The organism is Streptomyces sp. NPDC127117 (assembly GCF_042677325.1).
Classification (GTDB): domain Bacteria; phylum Actinomycetota; class Actinomycetes; order Streptomycetales; family Streptomycetaceae; genus Streptomyces.
Genome location: NZ_JBHXTM010000036.1, coordinates 41,197 through 67,314, shown reverse-complemented (window position 1 = coordinate 67,314; position 26,118 = coordinate 41,197). Strand labels below are relative to the sequence as shown.

At 68.9% G+C, this 26,118-nt stretch carries 23 protein-coding genes and 1 pseudogene; 13 read left to right on the top strand and 11 right to left on the bottom strand.

The window, feature by feature from the left end:
• Nucleotides 1-29: 29 nt before the first annotated feature.
• The 3 genes and pseudogenes from ACFVH0_RS27600 to ACFVH0_RS27590 all read left to right on the top strand — a co-directional run bounded on the left by ACFVH0_RS27600 (nt 30) and on the right by ACFVH0_RS27590 (nt 3,699).
• Nucleotides 30-1,352, top strand: a complete 1,323-nt coding sequence (locus ACFVH0_RS27600; protein WP_385824432.1) for a lipase family protein — start codon at nt 30-32, stop codon at nt 1,350-1,352.
• Nucleotides 1,279-2,511, top strand: coding sequence for a hypothetical protein (locus ACFVH0_RS27595; protein ID WP_385824430.1), 1,233 nt, complete (start codon nt 1,279-1,281; stop codon nt 2,509-2,511). The genes ACFVH0_RS27600 and ACFVH0_RS27595 overlap by 74 nt, the downstream gene beginning before the upstream one ends.
• 295 nt (nt 2,512-2,806) lie before the next feature.
• Nucleotides 2,807-3,699, top strand: a pseudogene (locus ACFVH0_RS27590) (MFS transporter).
• A 92-nt stretch (nt 3,700-3,791) separates the two neighbouring features.
• Here the strand turns inward: ACFVH0_RS27590 and ACFVH0_RS27585 are convergent.
• Nucleotides 3,792-4,784 carry a phosphotransferase family protein gene (locus ACFVH0_RS27585; protein WP_385824428.1) on the bottom strand — a complete coding sequence of 331 codons (993 nt, stop codon included), beginning with the start codon at nt 4,782-4,784 and terminating at the stop codon, nt 3,792-3,794.
• A 9-nt stretch (nt 4,785-4,793) separates the two neighbouring features.
• The gene (locus tag ACFVH0_RS27580) at nt 4,794-5,879 is read right to left on the bottom strand and encodes a protein kinase family protein (protein ID WP_385824426.1); all 1,086 of its coding nucleotides are present in this window, start codon (nt 5,877-5,879) and stop codon (nt 4,794-4,796) included.
• A 445-nt stretch (nt 5,880-6,324) separates the two neighbouring features.
• Between ACFVH0_RS27580 and ACFVH0_RS27575 the strand changes: the two genes are divergently transcribed.
• From ACFVH0_RS27575 to ACFVH0_RS27555, 5 genes are all read left to right on the top strand, one after another.
• Nucleotides 6,325-6,585 carry a MarR family winged helix-turn-helix transcriptional regulator gene (locus ACFVH0_RS27575; protein ID WP_385824483.1) on the top strand — a complete coding sequence of 87 codons (261 nt, stop codon included), beginning with the start codon at nt 6,325-6,327 and terminating at the stop codon, nt 6,583-6,585.
• Between the two features lie 101 nt (nt 6,586-6,686).
• Nucleotides 6,687-8,027 carry an MFS transporter gene (locus ACFVH0_RS27570; protein ID WP_385824424.1) on the top strand — a complete coding sequence of 447 codons (1,341 nt, stop codon included), beginning with the start codon at nt 6,687-6,689 and terminating at the stop codon, nt 8,025-8,027.
• Nucleotides 7,999-8,445, top strand: coding sequence for a cysteine hydrolase family protein (locus ACFVH0_RS27565; RefSeq protein ID WP_385824482.1), 447 nt, complete (start codon nt 7,999-8,001; stop codon nt 8,443-8,445). Before ACFVH0_RS27570 ends, ACFVH0_RS27565 begins: the two co-directional genes overlap by 29 nt.
• Nucleotides 8,446-8,592: 147 nt before the next feature.
• Complete coding sequence (locus ACFVH0_RS27560) at nt 8,593-9,297, top strand: alpha/beta hydrolase (RefSeq protein ID WP_385824422.1); 705 nt, start codon at nt 8,593-8,595, stop codon at nt 9,295-9,297.
• 116 nt (nt 9,298-9,413) lie between these two features.
• The gene (locus tag ACFVH0_RS27555; protein ID WP_385824420.1) at nt 9,414-10,388 is read left to right on the top strand and encodes an NAD(P)H-dependent flavin oxidoreductase; all 975 of its coding nucleotides are present in this window, start codon (nt 9,414-9,416) and stop codon (nt 10,386-10,388) included.
• Between the two features lie 195 nt (nt 10,389-10,583).
• Here ACFVH0_RS27555 and ACFVH0_RS27550 read toward each other — a convergent pair whose 3' ends face one another.
• Together ACFVH0_RS27550 and ACFVH0_RS27545 are read right to left on the bottom strand one after the other, a co-directional pair.
• Nucleotides 10,584-11,825 (bottom strand): DUF4303 domain-containing protein, encoded by a 1,242-nt coding sequence (locus tag ACFVH0_RS27550; protein ID WP_385824418.1) that lies wholly within the window; start codon nt 11,823-11,825, stop codon nt 10,584-10,586.
• A gap of 246 nt (nt 11,826-12,071) precedes the next feature.
• Nucleotides 12,072-12,950 (bottom strand): hypothetical protein, encoded by an 879-nt coding sequence (locus tag ACFVH0_RS27545; protein WP_385824416.1) that lies wholly within the window; start codon nt 12,948-12,950, stop codon nt 12,072-12,074.
• Nucleotides 12,951-13,656: 706 nt separating this feature from the next.
• On the opposite strand from ACFVH0_RS27545, the gene ACFVH0_RS27540 reads away from it, so the two are divergent.
• The gene (locus tag ACFVH0_RS27540) at nt 13,657-14,208 is read left to right on the top strand and encodes a DoxX family protein (RefSeq protein ID WP_385824414.1); all 552 of its coding nucleotides are present in this window, start codon (nt 13,657-13,659) and stop codon (nt 14,206-14,208) included.
• A gap of 64 nt (nt 14,209-14,272) precedes the next feature.
• On the top strand, nt 14,273-14,788 hold the full coding sequence (locus ACFVH0_RS27535) for a DUF6221 family protein (protein WP_385824412.1): 516 nt from the start codon (nt 14,273-14,275) through the stop codon (nt 14,786-14,788).
• A gap of 123 nt (nt 14,789-14,911) precedes the next feature.
• On the opposite strand, the gene ACFVH0_RS27530 is transcribed toward ACFVH0_RS27535, so the two are convergent.
• Nucleotides 14,912-15,334, bottom strand: a complete 423-nt coding sequence (locus tag ACFVH0_RS27530; protein WP_385824410.1) for a winged helix-turn-helix transcriptional regulator — start codon at nt 15,332-15,334, stop codon at nt 14,912-14,914.
• Nucleotides 15,335-15,420: 86 nt separating this feature from the next.
• Between ACFVH0_RS27530 and ACFVH0_RS27525 the strand changes: the two genes are divergently transcribed.
• Nucleotides 15,421-16,245, top strand: coding sequence for an NAD(P)H-binding protein (locus ACFVH0_RS27525; RefSeq protein ID WP_385824480.1), 825 nt, complete (start codon nt 15,421-15,423; stop codon nt 16,243-16,245).
• Nucleotides 16,246-16,395: 150 nt separating this feature from the next.
• The gene (locus tag ACFVH0_RS27520) at nt 16,396-17,106 is read left to right on the top strand and encodes a hypothetical protein (RefSeq protein WP_385824408.1); all 711 of its coding nucleotides are present in this window, start codon (nt 16,396-16,398) and stop codon (nt 17,104-17,106) included.
• 282 nt (nt 17,107-17,388) lie between these two features.
• On the opposite strand, the gene ACFVH0_RS27515 is transcribed toward ACFVH0_RS27520, so the two are convergent.
• Nucleotides 17,389-17,943 (bottom strand): AAA family ATPase, encoded by a 555-nt coding sequence (locus ACFVH0_RS27515; RefSeq protein WP_385824406.1) that lies wholly within the window; start codon nt 17,941-17,943, stop codon nt 17,389-17,391.
• A 151-nt stretch (nt 17,944-18,094) separates the two neighbouring features.
• The gene (locus tag ACFVH0_RS27510) at nt 18,095-18,901 is read right to left on the bottom strand and encodes a class I SAM-dependent methyltransferase (protein ID WP_385824404.1); all 807 of its coding nucleotides are present in this window, start codon (nt 18,899-18,901) and stop codon (nt 18,095-18,097) included.
• An 87-nt stretch (nt 18,902-18,988) separates the two neighbouring features.
• Between ACFVH0_RS27510 and ACFVH0_RS27505 the strand changes: the two genes are divergently transcribed.
• Nucleotides 18,989-19,633 carry a hypothetical protein gene (locus tag ACFVH0_RS27505; protein ID WP_385824402.1) on the top strand — a complete coding sequence of 215 codons (645 nt, stop codon included), beginning with the start codon at nt 18,989-18,991 and terminating at the stop codon, nt 19,631-19,633.
• A 104-nt stretch (nt 19,634-19,737) separates the two neighbouring features.
• Here the strand turns inward: ACFVH0_RS27505 and ACFVH0_RS27500 are convergent, their stop codons facing one another.
• The 4 genes from ACFVH0_RS27500 to ACFVH0_RS27485 form a co-directional block, all read right to left on the bottom strand.
• The gene (locus ACFVH0_RS27500) at nt 19,738-20,292 is read right to left on the bottom strand and encodes a hypothetical protein (protein WP_385824400.1); all 555 of its coding nucleotides are present in this window, start codon (nt 20,290-20,292) and stop codon (nt 19,738-19,740) included.
• 287 nt (nt 20,293-20,579) lie between these two features.
• Complete coding sequence (locus ACFVH0_RS27495; RefSeq protein WP_385824398.1) at nt 20,580-22,976, bottom strand: glycoside hydrolase family 2 protein; 2,397 nt, start codon at nt 22,974-22,976, stop codon at nt 20,580-20,582.
• 310 nt (nt 22,977-23,286) lie between these two features.
• Nucleotides 23,287-24,309 (bottom strand): LacI family DNA-binding transcriptional regulator, encoded by a 1,023-nt coding sequence (locus tag ACFVH0_RS27490; protein ID WP_385824396.1) that lies wholly within the window; start codon nt 24,307-24,309, stop codon nt 23,287-23,289.
• A gap of 129 nt (nt 24,310-24,438) precedes the next feature.
• The gene (locus ACFVH0_RS27485) at nt 24,439-26,034 is read right to left on the bottom strand and encodes a right-handed parallel beta-helix repeat-containing protein (protein WP_385824394.1); all 1,596 of its coding nucleotides are present in this window, start codon (nt 26,032-26,034) and stop codon (nt 24,439-24,441) included.
• Between the last annotated feature and the right edge of the window lie 84 nt (nt 26,035-26,118).

The following is a 26,118-nucleotide window of genomic DNA, read 5'->3' as shown; positions in this document are numbered from 1 at the left end:
GTGGAGCCGTCAACAGGCACGATCCACACATGACTTCACAGCGCTCCCACACCCCGGCCCGTTTGCTGATCGCTGCGGCCGTCCTCGGCACCGGTGCGGCCCTGACCGTACCCGCACCGGCATCGGCGGAGGCCTCGGCCGTGTACGCCCAAGCCCGGCCGACCGCGGCCCAGCAGGCATCGATCCCCGGCACCCGTACCCGGTCGGCACAGGCCGGATCCGTCGTCTCCTCGCGGCGGATTGCCGATCTGACAGCGCAACAGGTGGTCTCGGAACTACAAGGAAAGATCGACTCCTCCCAGGTGCGATATGGAGTGACGGCATACCAGGTCGTCTACCGCACCACGAACAGCACGGGCGAGCCCACCACTGCGAGCCAGCTCCTCGTATTGCCGAAGACCTTCGGCCGTCGTCTGCCGACCGTCTCGTGGCTGCACGGCACCATCGCCTACCGCAAGGATGTCGCGTCGGAGAACCCCGCTGCCGACGACCGGCTCGCCGCGTACCTGCTCGCATCGACCGGACGTGCGGTGTCGGCGCCCGACTACGTGGGCCTCGGCGCGGGCGAGGGCTTCCACCCGTACGGCGACCCACGGGCCACCGTTGCCGCCACTGTCGACGGGCTGCGCGCGGCACGTGCCTTCGTCCGTCGAAGCGGCCGGGAGCTCGATCGTAAGGTCCAGGTCAGTGGGTTCTCGCAAGGCGGGCCCGCGACCATGCTGGTCGGCCGGGCCCTCCAGGAGGAGGGCGCTGACCGGTACTTCCGGCTCGGAGCGCTCGCGCCGGTCGCCGGGCCTTTCCATCTGTCCGCCTTCGAGGCGGCCGCGGCGGACGACAAGATCGCCAAGTCCGGCCTCTACCTCGCCTACTTCGCAACTGCCTGGAACAAGACCTACGGCCTCTACGGCTCGCCGGGCGAAGCCTTTCGCGCACCGTACGACCGGATCGTGGAGGAGCTCTTCGACGGCGATCACACGACCGAGCAGATCGCCGGTGCGCTGCCGCCCGCGTCCAAGGACCTGTTCACCGAGAACTTCCTGGACAGGATCCGCACACCCGGCGGTGTCCTCAAGAACCGACTGCACGCGCTGGACACCACTTGTGACTGGAAGCCGGACGTACCCGTGAGCCTCTTCCACGCCCGCGGTGACAAGGACGTCGATGCCTCCCACTCCGCTTACTGTGCCGAGCAGTTGACGGACAACGGCGCCGACTTCCGGCTCACGGACGTCGGTGAGTACGACCACAACAAGTCGGTGGGGCAGGCTCTTCCGCGCATTGTCCGCTTCTTCGACGAGGTCGCCGACGCCGACGCCGACCGAGAGGCCCCGGGCAGGCCTCGGACGCGCTGATGCCTTGATCCTTCCGTGTCCGTTCCGGTTCAATCGGCGGATGACCGGTACCGATGCCGACCTTGGGCCCTGGGCCGCACTGCCCGAGAGTTTTCATCCTCGTGAGCGCATCGTCGACGCATGGGTGTGCGGCCTGGGTGTCAACCCCGCAGCCCCGGCGGAGGTGCTGATCAGCCTCTTCGACGTGGGGAAGAAGCCGTCAGCGTACTTCCTGTACCGCGATGACCTTCCGGCCGGTGTTCTGGACGCGGCGGCCGTCCACCCCGCGAGAGGGGTCCGCGGCGTCGCGGCGGAATCGGGGAGACTTTCGCCCGCGCAGTGGAGCCGACTCCTGGACTTCACCGCGGAATCGCCGTACCGCAGGGCTCTGGAAGAAATGGCAGCGGAACAGGCGGCGCGCCGCGAGACCGGGGTGCGAGTCGGTGTCGAGCCGGCGCCGGACTCCGAGTCCCGACCGCCGTCGAACCCGGCCGAGATCGAGGCAATGGCGGCGACCGTTCCCGACATCGCCGCTGAGGATGTCACCTACGCGGTGTGGTGGATCGCCGCCCTCCACACCGACGCCGACGCGATGCGCCGGCTCGCCGTGTCACCGAACCTGCGGATCCGCCGCAGTGTGGCCCGCGCCCCGCACCTCCCGCCTGACGTCGTGGACCTCCTCGCCCACGACGAGGACCGCGTCGTGCGCCTCTTCCTGACCGAGTCCTGTGACGACGCTCCGGCGAACCTGCTCCTGGAAGTGTGGAGCTGGTGGTCCGGCAGCTTCTCCTTCCCGGGACGCCCCCGCAACCATCCGAACTTTCCCCGTCAAGACCTCCTCCGCTTCGCCGAGGACCCGCGGCCCCGGATGCGCCTTCTGGCGCTCGACGACCCCGCATCGTGCGCCGCTCTCGTGGAACGGTTCAGCCGCGATCCCGACGCGCAGGTGCGCGGTCGCGCTGCCGGTGACCCACGTCTTTCGCCCGATTCCGCTGTGAGGTTGGCCGCCGATTCCGATCACGGTGTCCGGTGCTCAGCCTGGAAGAACCCTGCCCTGCCGCCTGAAGCCCTGATCACTCTGCTCCTGGATGAGCACAGTGCCGAGTCCGCCGCCGAGAACCCGTCGATTCCGGTGGCAGCGATGCACCGCATGATCGGCCTGGCCACGGCGCGTCCCTGATCCAGGGCGACGAGAGGGGGTTCCGTACGCTGCGGACATGAGCGTGCGGACATGAGCGTACGCGTCGGCGATGTGGGGCGCCGCCCGATCAAGCAGGACCTCACCGCCCGGCGCGAGGCCCTGCACGGTCCGGACTGTCCGGGCCGCCCGGACTGCCCGGACTGCCCACACGGCTCCTCACGGCAGTGCTGCCCGACAGAGACGGCATCCTGCGCGCACGCCGGCAGACCGAGCCGACGCCCGGCGACCGGGGCCGGGCCTTCCCGAAGTCCCTACGGCGCGGTCAACCAACGTCCTGCGCTGGCTCTCCGCGTACACGGCCTCGGTCACCGGCGACGTCGTGTACTTCCTCGCCCTGTCCTGGGGGCCACCCGGTCCGGTGGGCCGTCGCAGGCGGGCCTGGTGGTCGCGGCCGGGGCGCTTCCCCGGGCGGCGCTCATGCCCGGCGGGGGCGTGGTGGCCGACCGGTGCGTTCACGGCGGCGGGGGTCCTCTTCGCCGTCTCGCTCGTCTTCCTGCTCACCGTACGGATCGCCACACCGACCTCGGTGCCTCGCCGCACCTCCGCCTGGCGTGAGTTGGGTGACGGATTGGGCTACGTACGCCGCCACCGGATGCTCGCACCCCTGGTCACGGTGATCGGTCTGAGCGAGATGTGCTTCAGCGGTCCCGTCGCCACCGGCCTCGTGCTCCTGGCGGACGAACGCGGCTGGGGCGCTTCGGGGATGGGCTGGGTCGCGAGCGCGTTCAGTGTCGGAGGAGCGGCCGCGGGATTGCTGCTCACCGTCTCGCCCCGGATACCGCTCGCCGGGCCGGCGATGTCCTGGGCACTGCTCGTGACCGCTGCGGGAGCGGTCGCTCCGGGGCAGGCTCCCTCATTGCCCGCCGCTGTGGCGTTCGGTGCGCTGATCGGCCTGACGAGCGGGTTCACCACGGTTGTGACGGGTGCCCTGATCCAGACGGAGACCGACCCCCGATACCTTGGCCGGGTCACCTCGGTCACAACCCTGTGCACACTGGTACTCGCCCCCGCACTCTTCCCGGCCGTCGGTGTGACGGTGGCTCTGTGGGGCGCGGACGTGTTCTTCGCCGGGTGCGGCGCCTCGCCGCAGCGCTCGGCCTGACAGTCCCCGTGCTACGACGCGCCGAACTCCAACCGCCCGGGCCTGCCGAGCCGAGCGGACAGTGACCGGCCCGCCCTCTGCTTCCGCCCCCGCTCGAGTCGGCTGCGTCGAGGAACGGGCGAGGCTCCGCGTGGCTCGGTGTATGCGCCGGCGCCGGCTACACCGGGGGCAGAAGTGCCAGCGCCTGCCTCGCGTTGTGGTCGGCAACACTCCGCATGAACGCACGGTCGGGGAAGTCACCGTCGAGAAGACGCAGGGGACCGGCCACCAGCGACAGCCGCATCGCGAGCATGTAGAGGTCGAGCCGCCGGGGATCGAGGCCGGGCCGCTCCAGTACGGTGTACCGCTCGCCGAAGCGGAGCCGGAGGAAGACGTGCTCCCACTCGACGTCGAAGTACATCAGGTCCTCGATGTCGATCAGGACGGGGCGCCCGTCGGCATCGACCAGAACGTGGTCGGGGCCGAGCTCGCCGTGGACCAGCCCGTACTCCGTGCGAGGCCCTACCCGTTCGGCCAGCTCTCCCAGACGGTCGCGCAGTGCGGCTTCAGCCGCCGCGATGCTGCCGTCACGCCCCGCCGCCTCCTTGAGGTCCTCCAGGGCGCGATCGAGGGCCCGACGCTCGCACGGGATCCCGGACACTCCTTCGCCCCGCTCCAGCAGGTCCACCCTGCCGTAGTTCCGTGCCTGGCTGCGGTGCATCACGCCGAGCATTTCGGCAAGATCGCCGAGCGCCCCCGACGCGCGCTCGGGATCACTCTCGAAGAGGGCTTCGAGCGTGCCACCGGTCACGTCCTCGACCACGGCGACGTCCGCCGGATACCGGCGCCGGCTGTCGTCCGCCAGGAGCACCTGGGGAACCCGCACTCCGAGGCTGTGCAAGGTCCGCTGCGCGGCCAGGAACGGGTCCATCCCGGAGGCGGGCGCGAAGGGGTCGGCCGGATCCTCCGCCCGCGTGGCCGGCCAGAAGTTCTCATCCTCGGCCCAGCTGTAGACGATCACGCTCTCTGTACGGGGGCCATCGAGCCGAACCCGGTACACGCCCTTCTTGGTTCCCCCGCGCAACCGATCCACCGCGACCGTGCGGCGTCCCGCTCCCAGCGCATCGACTACGAGTTCCGACAGGTTTTCGATGTCCGCGAATCGGCGCATCCGCAGAAGCTACACAAGACTGGCCGAACAGTCACCTCGCTGCTGTGCCCGCTCGATCTCGGCGACCGGGTACGGGGTCTGTTTGCTCTCGGAGAGCAGTTGACGGTGGAACTCGTCCAGAACCACTGCTGTCCGGGCATGTCGGTCGATGACCGCGGCTACGGCGGATGGGACTCTCTCGGATCTTTCGCCCGCGATCCAGTTGCGCAGGAACACCCCGCGCTCCGTGTCGCCGCGCAGGCGGTCGGGCAGATGGTGGCGGATGAGGTGGTTCGCGATGTAGCAGCCGTCGTACGAGAGATGGTCGGAGAGGAACTCGGTCTCGGCTGGCGAAAGTTCGAACTCGGAACTCAGGGCAAGGCCGAAGTCCGCGAAGTAGATCAACCGGCCGTCGGTCAGGACGTTGTTGAAGTGGGCGTCGAAGTGGACGAGCCCTCGGGAGCTCATGAAGTCGGCTCCACGCATCAGGGCTTCCTCCGCCCACGCGTACCTCGGGCCGTACGCGCCTTCTGATGCGGCCGCTCTGCGATCGCTGAGCCAGTCGCCGAGGGTCTGTGGCACGTGTTCCAGGAAGACCACGAGGCTGGACGAGGACCGGCCGATGGCCTCCAGCCGGTCACGAACGGCCGACGAGCCGTCCCAGTGGGCGACCGCCCCGTCGATGCCGCCGAATTCGTCGGCGAATGCCTGGGGAGGGGAGTCCGGCAGGACTCGCCAGTGGTACATCAGCGGAAAGCCCTCGTACTCGCTGCCGAGGACCCAGCCGGTGGTCATGGTGTGCACGGCCAGCTCACGCCATGCGCCGAACCCGGAGGAGCCCGCACCGTACTGATAGAACGTCGGCAACCCGAAGAGGTTCGCCGTCGACCTCACGTTCTCCGCTCGCAACTCGACGTCCGTCAGAGGGACTCGCTTGACGAAGACCCGGGTTCCGCCGACATCGAGCTCTGCCGACCTGCCGCCGATGCCGGACCCGAGAGGGGTGGCCGAGGCCACGACTTCGCCGAGTCGGTGATCGCTGAGCAATGACAAGTGGGTGGAGACAGATCCGTACGCCGCCAGGCGTTCGGTGTGCCGGGGGTCCGGATGGTCCATGAACGACTCCTCAATGCCGGAACCACGACACCAGCGATCTCAGGGGCGTGATCGATCCTATGCCTGGCAGTTGGCAGTCGGCAGTCCGGCTGATGTCCTGAACGCCGATGCTTCGTGGGCGGAGGCGGAATGTCAGCCCCCATCCGTGGAACTCGGCGCGAGGCCCTTCTCCGGCGAAAACTGTGCAGCCGAAACTGAACATATAAACTGTACAGTCATGACTGAAGATTTTACGGTGAGGGCATGGCCGAGAAGACCGAGAACGCGTCCGCGTCCGAGCCCACATCCGCGTCCGCGGTCCGTGCGGCAGGCGCCATCCTCGTAACCGTCGGTCGTCTGCGCCGCCGCATCCGGAGCGTGAACGACTCCGCGGACATCACTCTCTCCCAGGCCTCCGTCCCGGCTCTCCAAGAACGGGCCCGCGACGGCGAGCGATCTCGCGGCCCTGGAAGGCGTACGCCCGCAGTCCATGGCCACCACGATCGGGTCGCTCTCCCGCCTCGGGCTAGTGGACCGTCATGCCGACCCAGAGGACGGCCGTAAGCAGCGCGTCACGCTCACCGACTCCGGCCGTGAACGCGCCGAGGGCGACCGGGAGGCCCGTCACGCCTGGCTGACCCGGGCTCTGGAGGAGCGCTGCACGGAGCGCGAGCGGCAGACGGTCGTGGAGGCGATGGCCGTGTTGGAGAGGCTGATCGAGCCATGAGCGAGGGCAGGCCGCCCCTGCCGGCCGGCGCGACACCACGACGGGGTGACACCGGTCGGAAGCACCCGGGCCACCGATTCGATCGACGCCTGATACCCCCGATGATCCTCGGGTCGGTCCTCAATCCGATCAACTCGACGATCATCGCGGTCGCACTCGTCCCCATCGGCGCCGCGTTCGGCGCCCCGCCCGCGGAGACCGCCTGGCTCGTCTCGGCGCTGTACCTCGCCACCGCGATCGGCCAGCCGGTCGTCGGACGCCTCATCGACCTCTTCGGGCCCCGCCGGCTCTTCCTGATCGGCACCGCACTCGTGGGCGCCGCAGGCGTCATCGGAATGTTCGCCCCCAGCCTGGGGGTCCTCATCGGCGCCCGGGTGGTGCTCGGCTTCGGGACCTGCGCCGGGTATCCGGCCGCGATGTCACTGGTGCGCAGCGAGGCGGACCGTACCGGAGACGACAGCCCCGGCGGAGTGCTCACCGCGCTCGCCGTCGCCAACCAGACCATTGCCGTCATCGGCCCCGCGCTCGGCGGTCTGCTGATCGGCGTGGGCGGCTGGCGCACCACCTTTGCCCTGAACATCCCGCTCGCCGCGGCCGCGCTGATTCTCGGTGCGCTACGGCTGCCGAACACTCCGCGCGCCCTGCCCGGTGGGCCAGGAGGCCCCGGCGGCCACGGGGGCATCGCGGCGCGCCTCGACCTTCCCGGCATCGGCCTGTTCGCTGCAATGCTCGTCACTCTGCTGCTGTTCCTGATGAACCTGAGCGTCCGGTCGCTGTACCTCCTCGCCATTGCTGCCGCGGCGGCCATCGCGTTCGCATGGCGCGAGCTGAGGTCCGCCGAGCCCTTCATCGACCTGCGAGTGCTCGGCGGCAACGCACCCTTGCTCGCCACCTATGGGCGAGCCCTGGTCGCGTACGTCGTCTCCTACGCCTTCCTCTACGGCTTCACCCAGTGGGTGGAGGAGGGCCGCGGGCTTTCGGCCTCCCGGGCGGGACTCGTGCAGCTGCCGATGTTCCTGCTGGCCATCGCCGTCTCGACGCTCACCGGTCGCCGCAAGGCCGTTTGGGGCCGGCTCGTCATCGGCGCCGTCGGCCAGATCGTCGCATGCGCATTGATGCTGTGCCTGAACGCGAGCAGTCCGATCTGGATGCTGCTGGTCGTCGCGTTGGTGTTCGGTGTGCCGCAGGGGCTCAACAGCCTCGCGCTGCAGAACTCGCTGTACCGGCAGGCCGATCCGGAACGCATGGGAGCTTCGTCCGGGCTGCTGCGTACCTTCTCCTACATGGGCTCGATGGTCGCATCCGCCGTCTCGGCGCTCGCCTTCGGCCAACATGCCGACACCGGTGGCATGCACGAGCTGGCCTGGGTGATGGCCGGCGCAGGTCTGCTGTACCTGCTGATCACAGTCCTCGATCGGCGCCTGTACTCTCTCGCTGCCTGAGCATCCGAATACCGCTTCCTGCCAAGGCGATTCAGCAAACCGAAAACAGATCGAAAATAGACCGCTCGTGCACGGCGACCCTTCCATCGAGTTCCACCAGGCCGTTGCCCCGGAGCCCGGCGAGGTCACGGTCCTCAAGAACCGCATCAATGCCTTCGCCGGGAACGACCTGGAGCAGATCCTCGCGGCCGGCGATGTCGGCCACCTGGTGCTCGCCGGGATCGCCACCGGGGGCGTGGTGCTCTCGACCGCCTGCCTCGCGGCCGACCTCGACCACCGACTGACCGTCCTGGCCGACGGTTGCGCCGACCCGGGCCCCGAGCTGCACCGACTGCTCGTCGAGAAGGTGTTCGCCCGGCGCGGTGACGTTTTCACCGTCGACGAGTGGGTGAAGTCGCTGCCCGGCCAACGGGCCTGACGGGCCTGGTGTTGGGTGTCGAGCCACATCGCGTATCGGCGGCGCGCGATCACCTACGGCATACCCCTCGACTCGGAGCAAGCCCCCCTGTTCCGCTGATGGCTGACGCTGTCGCGCTCTCGGTGGACACGACGGCAGGATCGTCACATGGAGCCGACCTTCGTCCTCGTGCACAGTCCATCCGTAGGCCCCTCGACCTGGCACCCTGTGGCCGAGCAGCTCAAGGCGGCGGGATACCCGGTGCGGGTGCCGTCCCTGCTGCACATCGGCGCCGGTGCACCGCCCTTCTGGCCGCGTATCGCCGATGCCGTCCGCGATGACCTGCGGCAGGTCCCGGCCGGCGACCCCGTCACGTTGGTCGCGCACAGCAACGCCGGCTTGTTCCTCCCGGCGATCCGGGCGGGCCTGGACCATCCGGTGACCGGCTCGGTCTTCGTCGATGCCGCGCTGCCGGCCCGGACCGGACCGACACCTGTCGCCTCGCCCGAGATTCTGGAGTTCCTCCGCCCGATGGCGGTGAACGGCAGGCTGCCGCGTTGGACGGACTGGTGGGACGAGGCGGACGTCGCCCCCATGTTCTCCGATCCGACGGTGCGGCAAACGGTCGTCGGGGAGCAGCCGACCCTACCGCTGTCCTATTACGAGCAGCACATCCCGGTCCCCGACGGCTGGGACGACCACCCCTGCTCCTACCTGCTGTTCGGCCCGCCGTACGAGGACTGCTCCGCCGACGCACACGAACGCGGCTGGCGCGTGGCACACCTGCCCGGCGCACACCTCCATCAGATCGTCGACCCTGCCGGGACGGCCCAGCACCTCGTGGAGCTTGCCGGTTCGACTCGATCCGCTTGATCCGCTCGATCCGGTTGATTCGCTTCCGGAGTACGGCCTCCTGCACCGGATCGTTCGGAACACTGTGTGCGTTCGTCGGTTGATTTCGCAGCGACCGGCGGGACGGATGGGTGAGGATGGAAGTCATGGGACTGTCGACGGCGTTCACGGAAATGTTCGGTGTGAGGCATCCGATTGCCCTGGCCCCGATGGGCGGTTCAGCCGGTGGCGCCCTGGCGGGGGCGGTCTCTCGCGGCGGCGGCCTCGGACTGCTGGGCAGCGGGAACGGGGACGAGGACTGGCTGGCTCGTGAACTGCCCGTCCTGGCCGATGAGGCAGCAGGGAAACCTTGGGGCATCGGCTTTCTGACGTGGACGATCGATGTTGGCGTGGTGGCCCGGGCACTGGAACACGGGCCGACCGCGATGATGTTGTCCTTCGGCGACCCCAGCCCGTTCGTGGAGCACATCCGCAACGCGGGAGCGGCACTGATCATCCAGGTGACCGATCTGGAGGAGGCCCGGAGGGCGGTGGATCTGGGCGCCGACGTGATCGTGGCGCAGGGCACCGAATCCGGCGGACACGGAGCCCGAAACGGGCGGTCCACACTGCCGTTCGTCCCCGTCGTCGTGGACCTGGCGACGCCGACCCCGGTACTGGCGGCCGGGGGGATCGCCGACGGGCGCGGTCTGGCGGCCGCCCTGGCACTGGGGGCCGAGGGAGCACTGGTCGGCACCCGCTTCCAGGCCACGCGCGAGGCACTGATCGCCCCCGAGACCGCCCGGGCGATCGTCGAGGGAAGCGGAGAGGACACCGAGCGCAACAGAGTGCTGGACATCGCCCGCAGCTCGCGGTGGCCGACGAAGTACACCGCACGCACCCTTGGCCACCCCTTCCTCGATGGATGGCGGGGCCGGGAGGACGAGCTTGCCGCCGACCCGCAGGCCCGACAGGCGTATCAGGACGCCGTGGTACGAGGCGAGATCCCCGCACTGCCCCAGTGGGCCGGCGAGGCCATCGACCTCATCGATGACCTGCCGTCCGCTGCCGACCTCGTCGTCAGCCTGGCCGCACAGGCCGAGGACGCACTGTCCCGAGCAGGCAGACGCTGACCAGGGGAGGGCGAGTCGTGGTGGAGGAGACCGTGGAGCGGGCGCGCAGCGGCTGAACGTCGATCGATTGCGTCCTCGCACTGCGAGCGACCGCCCGGGCCGGTGTCCGACTCCCCGAAGGCATCACCCCAACGGGCCTGTCGTGTGATCGGGAGCCTCTGCCGCGCACCGGTACGGGCAACAGCCCGCGAACGTTCACCCGCCGAGGACGGCGGCGGCGTCGCGTACCAGCGGATTCGGGTCGTCCCGGCGCAGTCGCTTCAGCTGTTCCGTGTAGCGGCGGCGCTGCTCCGCGTCGAGTGGTGCGTCGGAGAGTACGAGAAGCGCGTGGCGCCGTACGACGGGCAGCGCCGAGGCCAGTGCGGCGAGCGCTGTCTCTGCCTCGTCCGGTCCGATCGAACAGAGGCCCCTGCCCGGGGCGAGCTGCTCGAAGACGGCGGGACGATGGTCCGGACACATCGCCAGAGCGCTCTCCAACGGCGCGTAGTCGAGAGGACCATGGGCGCCGTGGTCGCGGAACGATGTATACGGTGCGGCGAAGCCCTGCGCTGCGACTCCCGGCGGAATGCTGTCGAGCCGCTTCACCACGAGATCCATCCGGCCCAGACGCGAGAGCGCTGCCGCGGCCCAGGAGCGGTCCGGCTCGTCCAGGCGTGTGTTTGTCATGGTTCGTTCCAGTGCGGCGGACACCTCGGCCGATGCGATGCCGATATCGGCCAGGAGCTTCGCCCAGAACCACTTGTCGGTCGAACCATCCAGACGCGCCAGCGCGGCGGGGACAGCGAGCACACCGAGCGCCCGGAGCAACTGCACTGCCTGTTCGGAGGGCAACGGCGATGAGCCCGACTCGACGATCGCGACGAGCTCGATCACCTGCTGCTCCGGAGGCAGCGCGGCCAGTCTGTCCGCCTCGCGCTGTTCGGCGTCCAGCTCGGGGAAGTGCCTACGTACCTGCGCCCGGGTGAGGCTCAACGGGATGAGCTCCCACGCCTCGTCCATGGCGACGACGATGAAGTCCTCGCCGACGATCCCGTCGGCCACCAACTGTTTCCTCGCCGCCTTGCAGGCATTGGCAGCAGTACGGAGGTAGCGCTGGTGGACCGCATCCCAGTGCCGCCCGTTCCCGGCCGTCGCGGCCGCCTCCAGCCGGGAGGCCCACTCCTCCTCGGCCGGTCCCGGGTCGAGTTGCCACGGCCAGTCCGCCGGGCTCCACCGCAAGGCCTGAGCATCGAGCGGGTCGGACGCGAGCGCTGCGACTCTCTCCTCACTCGCCACGCCGACGAGCGTGCAGGCGATGGTGCCGCCGGACTCGGCGTAGAACTCATGGACAGCCGCGCCGTAGACGTGCTCGTCGGGATGCTCGGCACACATACGGCGGACGAAGCCGACGACCTGGTCCTGTATCGAAGCTTGAAGCCCGGCCCAGTCGAATCGCATTCGCGGACCCTACCAAGGGCGTCGAAGACGCCGGCTGACGCGCGCGCCGCCCCCGGACCTGGCGCCACGCTTTGGCCGGCCGTATCGGGGGAGCGACCACCGTTCGGCGAGTGCGAACGACGTCACGGAGACGAAGCGGGTACGCGACAAGGCCGGCAACCGGCCACCTGGAGGGCCTGCGGGCCGTGGGCACGGAACCCTCGGCGTAGCACGGGCGCGCCCACGGCCCGCCGGCCTTCCCGATGATCACCTCCCGTGCCGCCGTGGCCCTGTTGGCTCAGCACCACGCGGCAGGCGGCTCAGCGCAAGCCCGAGCAGCACCACCACGTACCCACACAGCACCGCGATCCCGGCCCACCACGGAAGCGGGACGTACCCGGTGGAGGGCGCGTAGTGGGCAACGACCTGCGGGTATTCGATGAGGGTCTGCTGGGCGGCGAAGGCGGCGGCCGGGGTGAGCCGCAGCAGCCACTGCGACAGGCCGTCGGCCGGCAGGGGCAGGGAGGTCACGGTGTACGGGACCACGAACGCCAGTACGGCCACGGGGATCACGAGCCAGGCCCGCCGAAGCAGGGCGCCGAGCGCCACCGCGAGCACGGAGGAGAGGGCGGGCACAGCAGCCGTCCCGACGACGACACGCACGCCGGTGGGCGCGGACACCCCGACGACGGCGGTCCCGTTCCCCTTCAGGACCGCCACGCCGACCGTGATCACGACACCCACGGCGAGGAGAACGGTCACGAATGTGACGGCTCCGACGACGACCGCCTTCGCCGCGGGCACTCGGCGGGTGACCGGCGTGCCGCGTTGGGGTTCGGATCCGCGGCGGTACTCGGACGCGACGAACCGTACGGCGACCACGAGCACGACGAGCAGCCCGAGCACCAGGCCGCCGAGAGTACGCCCCACCGGGCGGCCGGCGCCCTCGGTACCTCCCGGCCCGATGTCCCCTGTGCCGGTGACGGTGATCGTGCCGTTCCGCTCCATCGCCCCGAATTCCCTGTGGCACTTCTCCCAGTCGGTCTGGCTCATTGCCCCGACGACATCGGAGCGCCAACCCCCGGCGGACGGAGCGTTCTTGATGGCGACATGGTCGAAGGCGCCGCCGGCCTGCGTGAAACGCACCTCCTCCGTGGCGCCCCCGAGGCCGACCGATCGCAGTGTCAGGTCGCCGGGAGACGTGGCGGACAAGCCGGCCTGCACGGGCTCGGGCAGGCCGGACAACTGCGCCGCGCCGACCTTCGTCCATCGCTCGCCGTCGGCGGACTCGTGACCGGTGACGGTGTCGCCCGACCGCGTCAGCCTCAGCCGGCGCGGCGACCCGGCCGATACCCGCCCCCGCTGCCTGCGATGTCATGACGGTGCCGACAGCCTTCTGGAGCGGCTCGAAGCGTTGTTCGTCGCGCAACGCCGGTTCGTCGGCAACGGTCACCGAGCGGGACCATCGCGCGATGGTGCTGATGCTGACCGTGGCCGGGGGCACCCGGCGACCGGGTCAGCGGCCTCACCCTCGGTGCCGACGACTACCTCCGGCGTACGAGGCCTGCGGTCCCTGCCAGGGGCGGTCACGCCTTCTTGCACCTGCTGATACCGCGCGTACTCCACCGTTCCGCGGTCGATACCGGATGGGGGAGGGGTAAGGATGGAAAAGCAATCCGATTTCACGCATTTCGATGCGAAATATGCGGCGGCTCGGAGGGAGCGGCAGCCCGATCGAATCCTGTAGTAGCCCGGATTCCTCTCGGTAGCAACGCAATATTCCGTGGCTGGTGAGTCTCAGGTGGTTATCCACTGCGACCCCGTCGGCATCGGAGCAGAGATGGAGACTTCAATGAAGTTCATCGACGAGAAACTGCGTGCCCCACCCGAGTCGGAGGTCCGCGTTCCGGAGAGGACTGTGGTCTCCGCCGGTGACTGCGGCCTGCTCCTTGTCAGGATCACCTTCGGCCTCTTCATGGCCGGGCACGGATCCCAAAAACTCTTCGGAATATTTGGTGGTGAAGGTCTCGACGCAACAGGCAAGGGTTTCGCCGCTCTCGGTTACCGCCCAGGAACGCTCTATGCCGCAATCGGCGGTGGTTCCGAGTTCCTCGGTGGCCTGGGGCTGGCCTTGGGGCTGTTCACCCCACTGGCATCGGCTGCCCTGATCGGCGTGATGATCAATGCCATGGCGACCGTAACCGCGGCACATGGCCTGTGGGAAACGCAGGGCGGCGTCGAGTTCAACGTGTGTATTGCAGTGGTGGCCCTGGCCATCGCTGCCATCGGGCCCGGCCGGTACGCCCTCGACAGACCATTCCGCTGGGGGCGGGGTGGCTGGTCAGAAGCGGCCTTCGCACTATTTGTAGGTGGCATCGGCGCTGCCATCGTGCTGAGCCTTTGAGCTCAGGTGGCCGCAGACCCCGCCCAGGTCTGACCCGGGTCCACCGACACGAGAGGATGACCGCATGGACGACTTGGTGCTGTTACTTCGTGACAGGCTCGACCAGCACGAGACCGTGACGCGTGCTGTCGGGGTCGGCGAGCCCGATGGTCTCCGCTGGTTGGCCCACGGCTCGGGGAGTGGCCTGGTGAGCGACGGCGTCGGCATGGTGGTCACGCATGAGTCGGGCGCGGGTGGCCGGCACGCCACCCACATCGCCCGCCATGATCCGGCCCGTGCCCTGCGCGAGGCCGAGGCCGAGCGCGGCCTGCTCAAGCGCTACGAGGCACCGGAGACGAGTGCGGTGCCGCCGGACCCCATCAGCGAGTTCACGGGCGGCGTGGAACGCATGGTCCTCGTCGAGGTCTTCCGCCGCTCGGCTCTGCCTCATGCCGAGCACCCGGACTACCAGGAGGGCCGGCGGCCATGGGCATCCGGTCCAGCGCCTCTCCACGACGACGGCGAGATGGAGGCGCTCCTGTCGCCCGAAGCCGCACGCGCACTGCGCGACAGACTCGACGAGGCCTTGCGCAGCCGCTGACCGGGCCCTCGCGGGAACGGCCCGTACCCGTAGAGAATCCGTGTTCGATCTTCAGGGCCGAGAGCAGGGCCGAGGACGGTCCGTGCGTGAAGCAGGACAGGCAGGACTGGCAGGACTGTCCGGTCAGCGCACGTCGTGGCCGGGGTGCTTCTGGTCGTAGGCGTGTCGGGCTTCGGCGATGCCTGCCCGGTGTGCCAAGGACCATTCGGCGAGCGCCTTCACGAGGTGGGTCAGGCTTGCGCCGGTCGCGGTGAGGCGGTAGTCGACCTGGGACGGAACGGTGGGGTACACCGTGCGGAGCACGAGTCCGTCGCGCTCCAGCCTGCGTACGGTGAGCGTCAGCATGCGCTGAGAGATGCCCTCGATCGCACGCTGCAGTTCCCGGAAGCGGCGCGGCCCACCGGCGAGTTCCACGATCACGAGGACCGACCACTTGTCACCGACCCGGTCCAGCACATCCCGGATGCCGCAGTCGGGATGGTCCTTCTGCCCGCAGGGATCCAGTTCCGCAGGCTCGGGGGTTACTCCGGTGTGCGTGAGTGACATCAAACTGCCTTCTTGTGGCCGGTGGGCGGACGGATCAGGATCCCATCGTAGTTACTGAAGAGAACCACGAAGGAGACTACGGCCCCATGATCTTGGTGACCGGCGCGACCGGAAATCTCGGCGCATTGACTCTCGCCGCCCTGCATGCCCGCAAGGCGGACGCGATCGGCGGCAGCCGAACGCCCGGCGATGCGATGAGGCTCCTGGACTTCGACGACCCGTCCAGTGTCGACCTGACCGGTGTCACCACCGTCGTGCTGGTCTCGGCGGGCTATGCGGAGGACGACCAGGTGATCCGCCGGCACGCGGCGGTTGTCGACGCTGCTGTCCGCGACGGCGTCCAGCACATCATCTACACGAGCCTGACCGGCGCCGGTGACCACCTCGGCTTCGCGCTCGCCCACCGGGCAACCGAACAGCTCGTCACCGACAGCGGCCTGAGCTGGACGATCTTGCGCAACGGCCTGTACGCCGAGCTGTTCGGCGCCTTGATGATGTGGGACGGCGATACGTTGGAATCCGCGTTCGGCGCGGGCGCGCCGGCAGTCGTTGCCCGGGAGGACCTGGCCGACGTGGCGGCGATCGTCGCAGGAAATCCCGGGCGTCACGCCGGACACGTCTACGACCTGGTCGGCACACCGATCACAGCGGATTCCGTTGCCGCTCATCTGGGAACGGACCACCGCACCATCGGGCTCGCCGAGTACCGTCGCAGGCTCCTGGGCACCCCCGGGCTCCTGCCGTTCCAGCCGCCCATGCTTGCCTCGATCGCCACGAGTGTCCGCCATGGTTTCCTCGGCACCACCAACACTCACCTTCGGGACCTTCTCGACCACCCTGCACGCGACGCGTCGGCCATCGCCGCCGCGGCAGCCGCCGCGGCACGGCCGGAGCAGAGCCGCCACCCGTGACGAGGCATGGCAGCAGAGGTTCGCCGAGGGCAACGGTTCGCAGGACGGTTAATCAGTCGCGGTCGGTCTTCCGGGTGTTGGTAGAACCACTTACCCGGTCAGCCAACGCCCTTTATGATGCGCTCACTTGGGACTGGCGGGGGAGGATGAATGGGCGCCGAACAGCCACTCGTGCAAGTTGTGGTGATGGCCTTGCTCTGCTGGTTGATCTACGAGATCTTCGTAGGGATCCGCGGATTCGTACACCGATGGAGGCTGCCGGAGCCGTCACTTGCGCAGCACCAGTTGGAGATGTTTCAGGGGCAGGCATTCCGCGAGATCTGCCGGCGGTCCGCGAGCCCGGGTCCGCAGGTAATGATGACGGACTACTTTGCCGAGCGAGGGTGGAACCGGGCAGACGCCATGCGCATCCTGTCCGAGCCGCTCAAGCACAAACTGATCAAGATCAAGGGCTGGAGGTTCGGCGGATACAGCGTCACGCGCAAGGGCTGGTCCGAGTACGAGCGCAAGTTCATCTGGACAGGAGGCGAAGGGGTGCACATCTCTTCCACAACGGGCGGCTTCGTCGTGGCGAACGTCAACAGCCCGCAGGCCGTGGCCCACGGCGGTTACGGCAACCGGGCGAATGCCTCTGACATCCCCCACCAGCAACTGATCGACGCCCTGCGTGCGGACGCAGGTACCGCAGCCTCCGCCGATGAGGGGGTACGGGCCCGGGAGTACGCCGACGACCTGGCCGCGGCCGTCGACGCGCAGGACGCCGACCGAACAACCCGGATCCTCGGGAGGATCAACGCCCTCCTGTCCACCGCCACGGCAGCCTTCACTCTCACCCGAGAACTCCTGCCGCCCAACTCGTAGCGGAGCGGTGTGGATCCGGAGCGCGGCCCTTCGGAACGAGCGGCATTCCTCAGCGGACTCGGACACACCGCCCGTACACATCACTTGTCGCGGCACGGTCGGGTGACCGGACGGTCCAGTACGGCCGTCGGGCAACTGGCTTTCGACAGGCGCGAAGAACGGATGGGCGTCGTGCAAGCCCTGGAGGACGTCATGGTCGGGTCGTCGCGGGAACACGTCACTGCCGTGTCCATTCGACGGAATTGACGTTGCGGCCTGCCGCCACCGGCTGATCTCCAGCCTTCACGTCCCGGCCGTGGAGTGCTGCCCGGGCCAGCCGGTGGCCGCCACGACTTCGCGCGCGATGTCCACGACAGCTCTCCCATCCGTCACCACCCGCACGGTCCCCGCGGAGACGCGCTGGTCCAAGAGACGCGCCTTACGGACACTGGCTGCCAGCTCATGCTCCAGCTCCGAGCCGAGCTCCCGTCGCACCAGCCGCTCGTGGGCGGTGGCGTCGGAGGCGGTGAGAAGGACCCGCACCATCCGCACCTCGGCCCCCAAGGCCCGCTGAAACATGCCCATCGCCTCGGGCAGCACACTCAGTGTGTTCGTGTAGATCAATCGACGGTAGCCGCGTCGGGCAAAGTTGGCCCACACAGCAGTGAGATTGCTCTCGGTGATTTCCGAACGGCGAGGATCCCCTTCCGGCGCGGGATGTACCTGCCCCATGAAGTCGCCATCGATGACCGCGTGAGGGACCGCCGCAGCCCGCAGCAGCGCCGAGACCTCCCACCCCACTGTCGTCTTGCCAACTCCGGCCCGTCCACCGATGAGCAGCACCTCTGCGTGATCCATGGGAGCAGCGTGCCAGCCGGCATCCGTCCCACGCGACCGGATATGGACCGGCCCCCGCCGCTACAGGCACACCGGCAAGATCACGATCTGCGGATGGAGCAAACGACGGGGTACGACCGATCGCAGAAGCAGTGGACCTGTTGTCGAGGCACTACTGCTCGTAGCGTCTACGGGCGAGATGGACGGTGATGTCGGCGGTGATCTCGACGGTCCGAGGCAGAACCTGGACGATCTGGCTGAATACCTGCTCCCGCTCGAAGGCCGGCAGGACGAGATAGGCCGAGACGGTCGAGAGGTGACCGACGAACTCGCGAGCGCTCATCGTCAATCGTCGTTCGATCAGGGACTGTTGAACATCGGTGAACCACTCGGACCGCTGGAGCTCCGTCCCCGGCCACTGCATTTCACGCTCCTGAGGTGTCCCGTCCGGGGACGGGATCTCGTCACTCTCCAAGAACGGCGCTCGTGCTGTGCGCGCCGCCTCCTCCACTGCCGGGTCGGCCAGCCGGATCGGCCCTCCGAACGAGGCGAACACACCACCCGGCTCCAGCAATGAGGCCATGCGCGTCCATCGGCCCTCCGGGTTCGTCCAGTGCAGCGCTGCTGCCGCATAGACCAGCCCGTACCTCTCACCCGGCCGCAAGTCCTCGAAAGCGGCTTGCACGGTCCTGACGTTCGATGGAACGTGCTTGCGCAGCTCGTCGAGCATCGCCCCGTCAGGCTCGGTCGCTGTGACCACGACCCCCTGTTGTGCGAACAGGCGGGTTGCTTTGCCTGTCCCTGCGCCGATCTCAAGGGCGGACCGAACCGGATGACCCGCGTACGTCATCACCACATCGAACAGCTCCACGGAATACCCCGGCCGGAACCGCTCGTAGGCGTCCGCCACCACTCCGAAGCTCTGCGCTCGACCAGACATGCCGCACATCCTGACACGGGCCGCGAGGTCGGTGGCCAACCCCTCGCCCGCAACTTCGGCGGCTCGTGACCCTGCCGCGTCGAACAAGGTTGCGGTACGGGTCGGTCAGAACAGTAGACTCCGGACATGACTGAAGTGCCGCATCCTCCTCCACTGTCGAGCCGGTGGCAGGCGAGGCAGTCGGGCTTCGCCTATGCACCACAGGATTCCGCGGATCTGCGGCAGAGCCGCCGCCGGGCCGCCTTGCTGATCGTGCTTCCGGTGTTGCCGGCGGTTGTCGGCATCATCGCCTGCCTCGGCGCGGTGGCCCAGTGGGGTCAGGAGTACATCGAACTCCCCGGTCGCTTCGGTGCGACATCGGCCTACCGACCGGTCGTCGTGCTCGCCGGTGGCCTGGTCCTGCTGATTGCTGCCGGATTCGGAGTGGTCGGCGCGCGGGCCGTGGCCCGGCCGAGGAAGCCGGCAGTCGAGCTGACGCCGGACGTGGTGCGTTCGAACTGGCTCGGAACAGTGGAGGTGCCCTGGTCCGATGTGCTCGGGGTTCAGGTGGCCAACGGGCCTCACCTGCGGCTCGCGCATCCGGCGAGTACCTATCGCGTGGCGGGCAGGCCGCGCCGGGAGGACAACGAGACACTGCTCCGTCTCTACGCGCCGGCGAACGATGTCCTTCCGCTCGTGGAATGGCTGCGGGCTCATCCCGAAGTACGTGCGACTGCCCTCGTCCCGGGCACATGGCTCCTGCCCTCCGAGCGCGGCGGCGCCGGTTCGTGACCGAGCAGGACCGACGGGTATCGGGTCGGACAACAGCCCGGCAGTCCGTGACCTCGTCCACGGAGCCTCCTGACGGACGCGACGCCGACCGATTCGGCGCCGGTTCAATCGGAGCCGATCGCTGCCCTCCGGGCCCGCGCACGCTCCCATGACCACGACCCCGCACCCACCAACAACGCGGTTCCCGACGCGTACACCGGCAGCCAGCGTGTCGTCGTCGACGCGAGGCAGTCGGCGACGGCCTGGCGGCTCTGCACCAGCTGCGCGTGGGCCAGCGCGCCACCGCCGCGACCGGCCAGGTCCCCAAGAGCGGCCTGTGTTCTGAGACTCTCGTACCGGCCCGACTCCACGCACTCGTGCCGGGTGCCCGGCATCGGAAACAGCCAGTCCCAGCGCTGTAGTGCCGGTGCCACCGTCAGCGCCACGCACAGACCTACCACCAGCGAGAACGCCACCAGACTCCACCCGTAGGCAGCCCGTCGGTCCGGCGTCCACACCGGCACATGGCCGAAGGACAGGACTACCGCGAGAAGCGTCACACCGAGATAGGTGGAAAACCACTCCCACGAGCCCTGCGCAAGCGAAAACGCCAGCACCACGGCAAGCGCGGTCCCCAGAACACCGGCATCGCCGGACATCCGCTTCTCGCCCACATCCACAGGACCCCGGACACCTCGACGGCTGCGCCCACTCACACGCTCTCTCCTGCCTGTTCCCGGAGCGTCAGCCTCCCGTACTCGTCCGTTGCCCCCCTTCGACACCACACTCATGCACCCCTGACCCACCCGAACAGCACAGCCACGAAGCGTCCGTGCCCCTCCCCGCGGCCTTCCGTCGGCAGGTCACGGCCCCGGTGGTGAGTATCGGGACCGGCCCGCCCGACCATGAGGCCGGGCAGGCGGGGCGGCGGGATACGGAGCCCCCGCAACCCGACCGACGGGGGTGCTCACGCCGCTCCCACGCTGAACAGGGCGTCGCGAGCGGCGGCAGCGTCGGGGGCGGGCCAGCCTCTGACGGTGATCCGGGTCTCCTCGCCGGGGAGCAGTGTGATCAAGCCCCGGTCCGCCACGGCGTCGGGCGCCAAACGGTCGGGCTGGAGGAGGAGGTCGCGGACCAGAGTGCGGGCCGTGACGACGACGATGGCGTCGGTTCCGGATTCGGCATCGAGGCGCACGTCGTACTGCGGATCCGGGTAGGCGAACTCCTTGTCGAGTACGGGGAAATGCACCGCCCGGAGTCCGTCGGCATCGGCCACGAGGAATTGCCCGGAGGAGTCCTCTTCGGGTAGGAGGGGGCTCGGCACGGTCAGTCTGGTGACCGTCCTTGGGCCTGCTTCCAGGTCCAAGGACGCCTCGTGCAGCACGGTTCCCTCCGTGTCGATCCGGCGCAGGACGACTGTTGTGCGCCAGGCGGAGCCGGACTGGTTGTCGAGGGCCAGTACGGGGCCGTCCTCGGTGGGGACGAGGGACAGCAGGCGGTCCGCGTAGAGCCGCCGCAGTTCGTGGTAGAGCGGCTTGAGCCGGCCGTCGCCGTCGACGGCCGCCCACGAGCTGACCGGCCAGCAGTCGTTGAGCTGCCAGACCACGGTGCCGGCGCACACCGGCCAGCCCGCCCGCCAGTGCTCGATTCCTGCGGCGACGGCGCGCGCCTGGACGACCTGGGCCAGATAGTGCCACCGGTCGAAGTCGCCCTCGGGCAGGCCGAAGTGATGCTCGATGCCCCGATCAAGTTTGCCGTTGCCGCCCTCGGCCTTCTGGTGGTGCATCATGCCGGGGGAGTCGGGGGTCAGCCGTTCGCCGGGCAGAGCGCGGTGAAGCGTCGAGAGGGCGGGGGGAGCCTGCCAGCCGAACTCCGCGCAGAATCGGGGTACGTCCGCCCGGTACTCGGCGTAGTCCTGACGGTTCCACACCTCCCACGAGTGGTGGGTGCCGTGCCGGGGATCGTTGGGGTGGTGTTCCCACGAGCCGGACCACGGACTGCCCGCAGTGTACGGGCGGGTCGGGTCCAGCTCGGCGACGATCCTGGGCAGCATGCCGAGGTAGTAGCCCTCGCCCCAGGAATTGCCGGCCAACGGCTGCTCCCAGTCCCAGTCCCGGAACCCCCAGAGGTTCTCGTTGTTGCCGTTCCAGAGCACCAGACTCGCGTGCGGCATCAGGCGGATAACGTTGTCGCGCGCCTCTGCGTCGACCTCTCCGCGTAGCGGCTGCTCCTCCGGATAGGCGGCGCAGGCGAAGAGGAAGTCCTGCCAGACCATGAGACCCAGCTCGTCGCACACGTCGTAGAACGCGTGGTCCTCATAGATGCCTCCGCCCCAGACCCGGACCAGGTCGACGTTGGCCTCGGCGGCCTGGGTCAGCCGTTTCCGGTAGCGCTCGGGCGTGACCCGGGAGGGCAGGACGTCGTCGGGGATCCAGTTGACCCCACGCGCGAAGATCCGTACGCCGTTGACGACGAAGGTGAAGCCGGTGCCGTGGGCATCCGGGGAGCGGTCGATCTCGACCGTGCGGAAGCCGATGCGGCGCGTCCAGGCGTCGAGCAGGTCACCTCGCTCGTCGAGCAGCGTCACATCGAGGTCGTACAGAGGCTGCTCGCCGTATCCCCGAGGCCACCACAACGCAGGGTCCGCCACATCCAGGCACAGCACCGCGTCGTCGCCTTCGAAGGCGATCTCCGCCTCGGCGCCGGCGACGGAGGCGTGGAGAGTCAGCTGCCGGCCGGTGCCGCTCGCGGTGCGTTCCGCGCGCACCCGAAGTTCCACGCGACCGGTGGACTCGTCGACCGAGACGAGGGGGCGGACCTCGGCGAGGCGGGCGGTGGACCAGTGCTCAAGGCGTACCGGCCGCCACATACCGGCGGTCACAACGGTGGGGCCCCAGTCCCATCCGAAACTGCAGGCCATCTTGCGGATGTACTGGAAGGGCTCCGGGTAGGCGTTCGGGCGCTCCGCCGTCAGGGCGCGGACGCGGTCCGCCTCGTCGTAGGCCGAGTCGAACCGCACTTCGAGCTGTCCGGCACACCCCGTGACGTCGAAGCGGTGGACCCGGTGCATGTTGCGTGTGGTGCCGAGGCTCTCGTCGGCGAGGATGACCTCGGCGGCGGTATCGAGGCCGTCGAAGACCAGATCGGTCCGCTCGTGCTCGCTGCTGTGGCGCAGCTCGGTCACGTACGACCATGCCTGCCGTCCCACCCAGGCGATCTCGGTTTCGTTGTGGCCGAGGAAGGGGTCGGGTATGACGCGGGCGGCGAGCAGATCGGTGTGGACGCAGCCGGGGACGCGGGCGGGCAGCAGCGCGTCCTCGTGGCGCAGGCTCCAGCCCTCGTCCAGCTGGGTGACGTCCTTCATGGTGTACGGCTCCAATCGCCTGGCAGCTGACGGATGCGTTTACGGGGTTTACGGCGTGCCCGGCCGCTGCGGCCCATGCGGCCCATATGTCGTTCAGGGGCGGCGCATTGGTCCTGTGGCCGCCGCACTGTTCATGATCCGTTGAAGCTTCGGTCATCTCACGCACAGTCGTCAATAGCGGCCTCATGAGCCTGACTTGTGCAGATACGGGTGGGTGGACGTCGACGCTGCGGAGTGGCCGCTGAACCTGAACTTTACCGGTTCAGGTCTGGCCGGCACAGGGCCTCGCCCGGGTGCGATGGATCTGTGCTCAATGGCAGTGCTGGACGCCGCCGGGCGGCGGCGGGCCGGTACTGCCTCTGGGGGCGAAGCCGGCGCTTTGCATGCGGATGTCTTCCGCCGCGCCGCCCGCGATGAGGGACAGGAGCGTGCTTGCCGCGCGTGCGCCGTAGGCCGGAATGTCGCGGGTGACCACCGAGAGCACGGGGCGGACGACCTGGGTGAGCGGGGACTCGTCCCACGCCACGAGCGAGACGTCGTCGGGGACGGAGAGGTTCAGCTCCTGGGCCACGGAGATCGCCGCGACGGCCATGATGTCGTTGTCGAAGACGATTGCGGTGGGGCGGCGGGGTGAGATCATCAGGCTCCGCGCCGCACGGGCGCCCTCGTCGCCCGTGTAGTCGGTGTGGACCACGGTCGCCCCGGGGATCCCGGCCTCCTGGCAGGCAGCGCTCAGGGCCGTGTCCCGCACGGCGGTGTGCGCCAGCCCGGCGGGCCCGGCCACGCGGGCGATCCGACGATGGCCGAGTGCCGCCAGGTAGCGGACGATCTCGTGGACGCTCTCACCGTCGTCCGACCAGACCGCGGGAAGCTTGCCCGTCACATGAGGCGGCCCGATGGCGACCGCGGGCAGGCCCAACGCCTCGACGGCGGGAGGGCGGGGGTCGTCGATCTGAAGATCCATCAGAAGAACGCCGTCGACACGTCTTTCGCCCCACCAGCGGCGACACAGCTCGATCTCGCTCTCCTGCGAGTCGGCCATCTGCAGCATCAGCGCGTACGACTGCTCGACGAGTACGCTCTCCACCCCGCTGATGAACTCCATGAAGAACGGTTCGACGCCCAGGGTCCGGGCGGGGCGCCGCACAGCGAGGCCCACCGCCTGTGCCCGTCCGCCGGTGAGGGCGCGGGCGGCGCTGTTGGGGCGCCAACCCAACTCCTCGGCGATGTCCTTGATCGATGTGCGAGTGGCCTCGGAGACGCCCGGCAGGTCATTGAGCGCGTACGAGACCGCCACCTTGGAGACGCCGGCGCGGCGTGCGATGTCTGCCATGGTCGGCCGCTTCACACGCCGCTCCTGTTCTGCACCGGGCTGTTCTCGATGGGGAAGCCAGGGGAGACCTTATCGCCCGGCCCGGCGGCGTTCCGGCGGTTCTTGCTGGTGGCCGCCCGGCCGAGACTGCTATGCGACGTTGTCGGAGTCGGCCGTGGCCCTCGGCCGGAGCGGTCCGGTGGTACCGCGGCCCTGGTCGGCGCCCATGTTCGGAGGATTGCCGACCGGGTTTCCGTACAGGTCTCGGCGCGGGGAGCCCGGGAGGGGAGTGCCCGCGTGCAGGGCGGGGGAACCGGAGCGCAGGCGCAGACCCAGGGGCAGGGGGCCGGTGGGGTCGGAGAGCAGGGGGTCGGCGGTGGTGCCGCCGGGGTTCGCGGGCGCGGCGACCGTGTTCACGAGGGTGTTGTGGGAGAGGGTGACGGCGCTGCTCTTGAGGTTGAAGGAGGCGGTGCCGGAGCCTTCCTTGACGACGATGTTGTTCTTGAAGGCGATTTCGTGTGTGTTGGTGGTGTTCTCGTTGATGACGGTCTGGCTGATGCCTTCGCCGATGTAGATGGTGTTGTTGTGGGCGCGTACTCCGTCGAAGGAGCCGGAGCAGGTTTCGATGCCGCGGTAGTGGTCGTTGCGGCTGATGTTGTAGCGGATGGTCGCGTTGCCGAGTCGGCCGGTGGCGGTGCAGACGAGGAAGAAGCCGCCGGCGTTGTCGTGGCTGATGTTGTACTGGAAGACGGTGCCGAAGGTGCCTTCGTCGACGTCGTAGGCCATGCCGTCGCGGGTGGTCTCGCCGCCGGAGACCTCGTTGTACTGGAAGACGGAGTTGTCGGCGTTCCACGGCCACATGCCGGCGTTGTAGCCGGCCGAGCGGCGCTGGAAGCCGTCGAGGCGGTTGTGCTCGACCAGGGTTCCGTCGGTGGCGGTGATCACGATGCCGTCACCGCCCAGGTCCTTCAGGGTGTTCCCGCGCACCACGACGCGCGTGGAGGGCAGGTACGCGGGCCCGTTCGGGTCGTGATCCCCGTGCACCGGGCGGTTGTTCCAGGTGGAGGCGAAGTAGATGCCCTCACGGTCGACGGTGGTGACGGTGTTCCCGGAGACGACCACATCGTCGAACCTGGTCGGCACGGTGGAGCCGGTCACCGAGAACAGGATGCCGGCGGATCCCTCGGTGCCCTTGGTGTCGTCACCGCGGATGTCATGGACGTCCAGGCCGGTGAGGCGGTAGTGGGTGCCGGTGCCGTAGTCCTGGAGCTGGACCCGTACGCCACGCTTGTTGCGGCCGGGGTTACCGGAGTTGGTGATCTCCAGGTCCTTCGCCTCGACCCACTGGGTGTTCTTCAGCAGCAGCGTCTCGGCGTTGCCGCCGCCGTCGATGACCGGCTTCGCGCCCTGTCCGTACGCGCCGATCACCATGGGTTTGCCCGGCCGCCCGGTGCCTTGTGGGGCGAGGGTGCCGGTGCAGCTGCTGCCGCGCTTGAGCAGGATCGAACTGCCGGTCTTCAGGCTCAGGCGGTTGACCTGGTCAAGGGTCCTCCAGGGTTGGTTGCGGGAGCCGTTCTCCTTTCCGGATGTGGCCCCGCAGTCGACGTACTGCACCTGCCTGGGGTTGTCCCGGGGGGTGGTTGCCGCAGACGCGGCCGGTGCCGTGGATGCTGCCAGTGCGACGGCGACGATCGCTGCACCTGCTGCCCGTACGGACTCGGAGCGGCGTGGCAAGGGTATGGTCATCTGTATCCGCTTTCCTTGGGGTGCTTGCCCGACGCGCTCGGAAGCGGCCGGCCGGACGTGGGGTTCGGTTCGCAGGGGTATGAC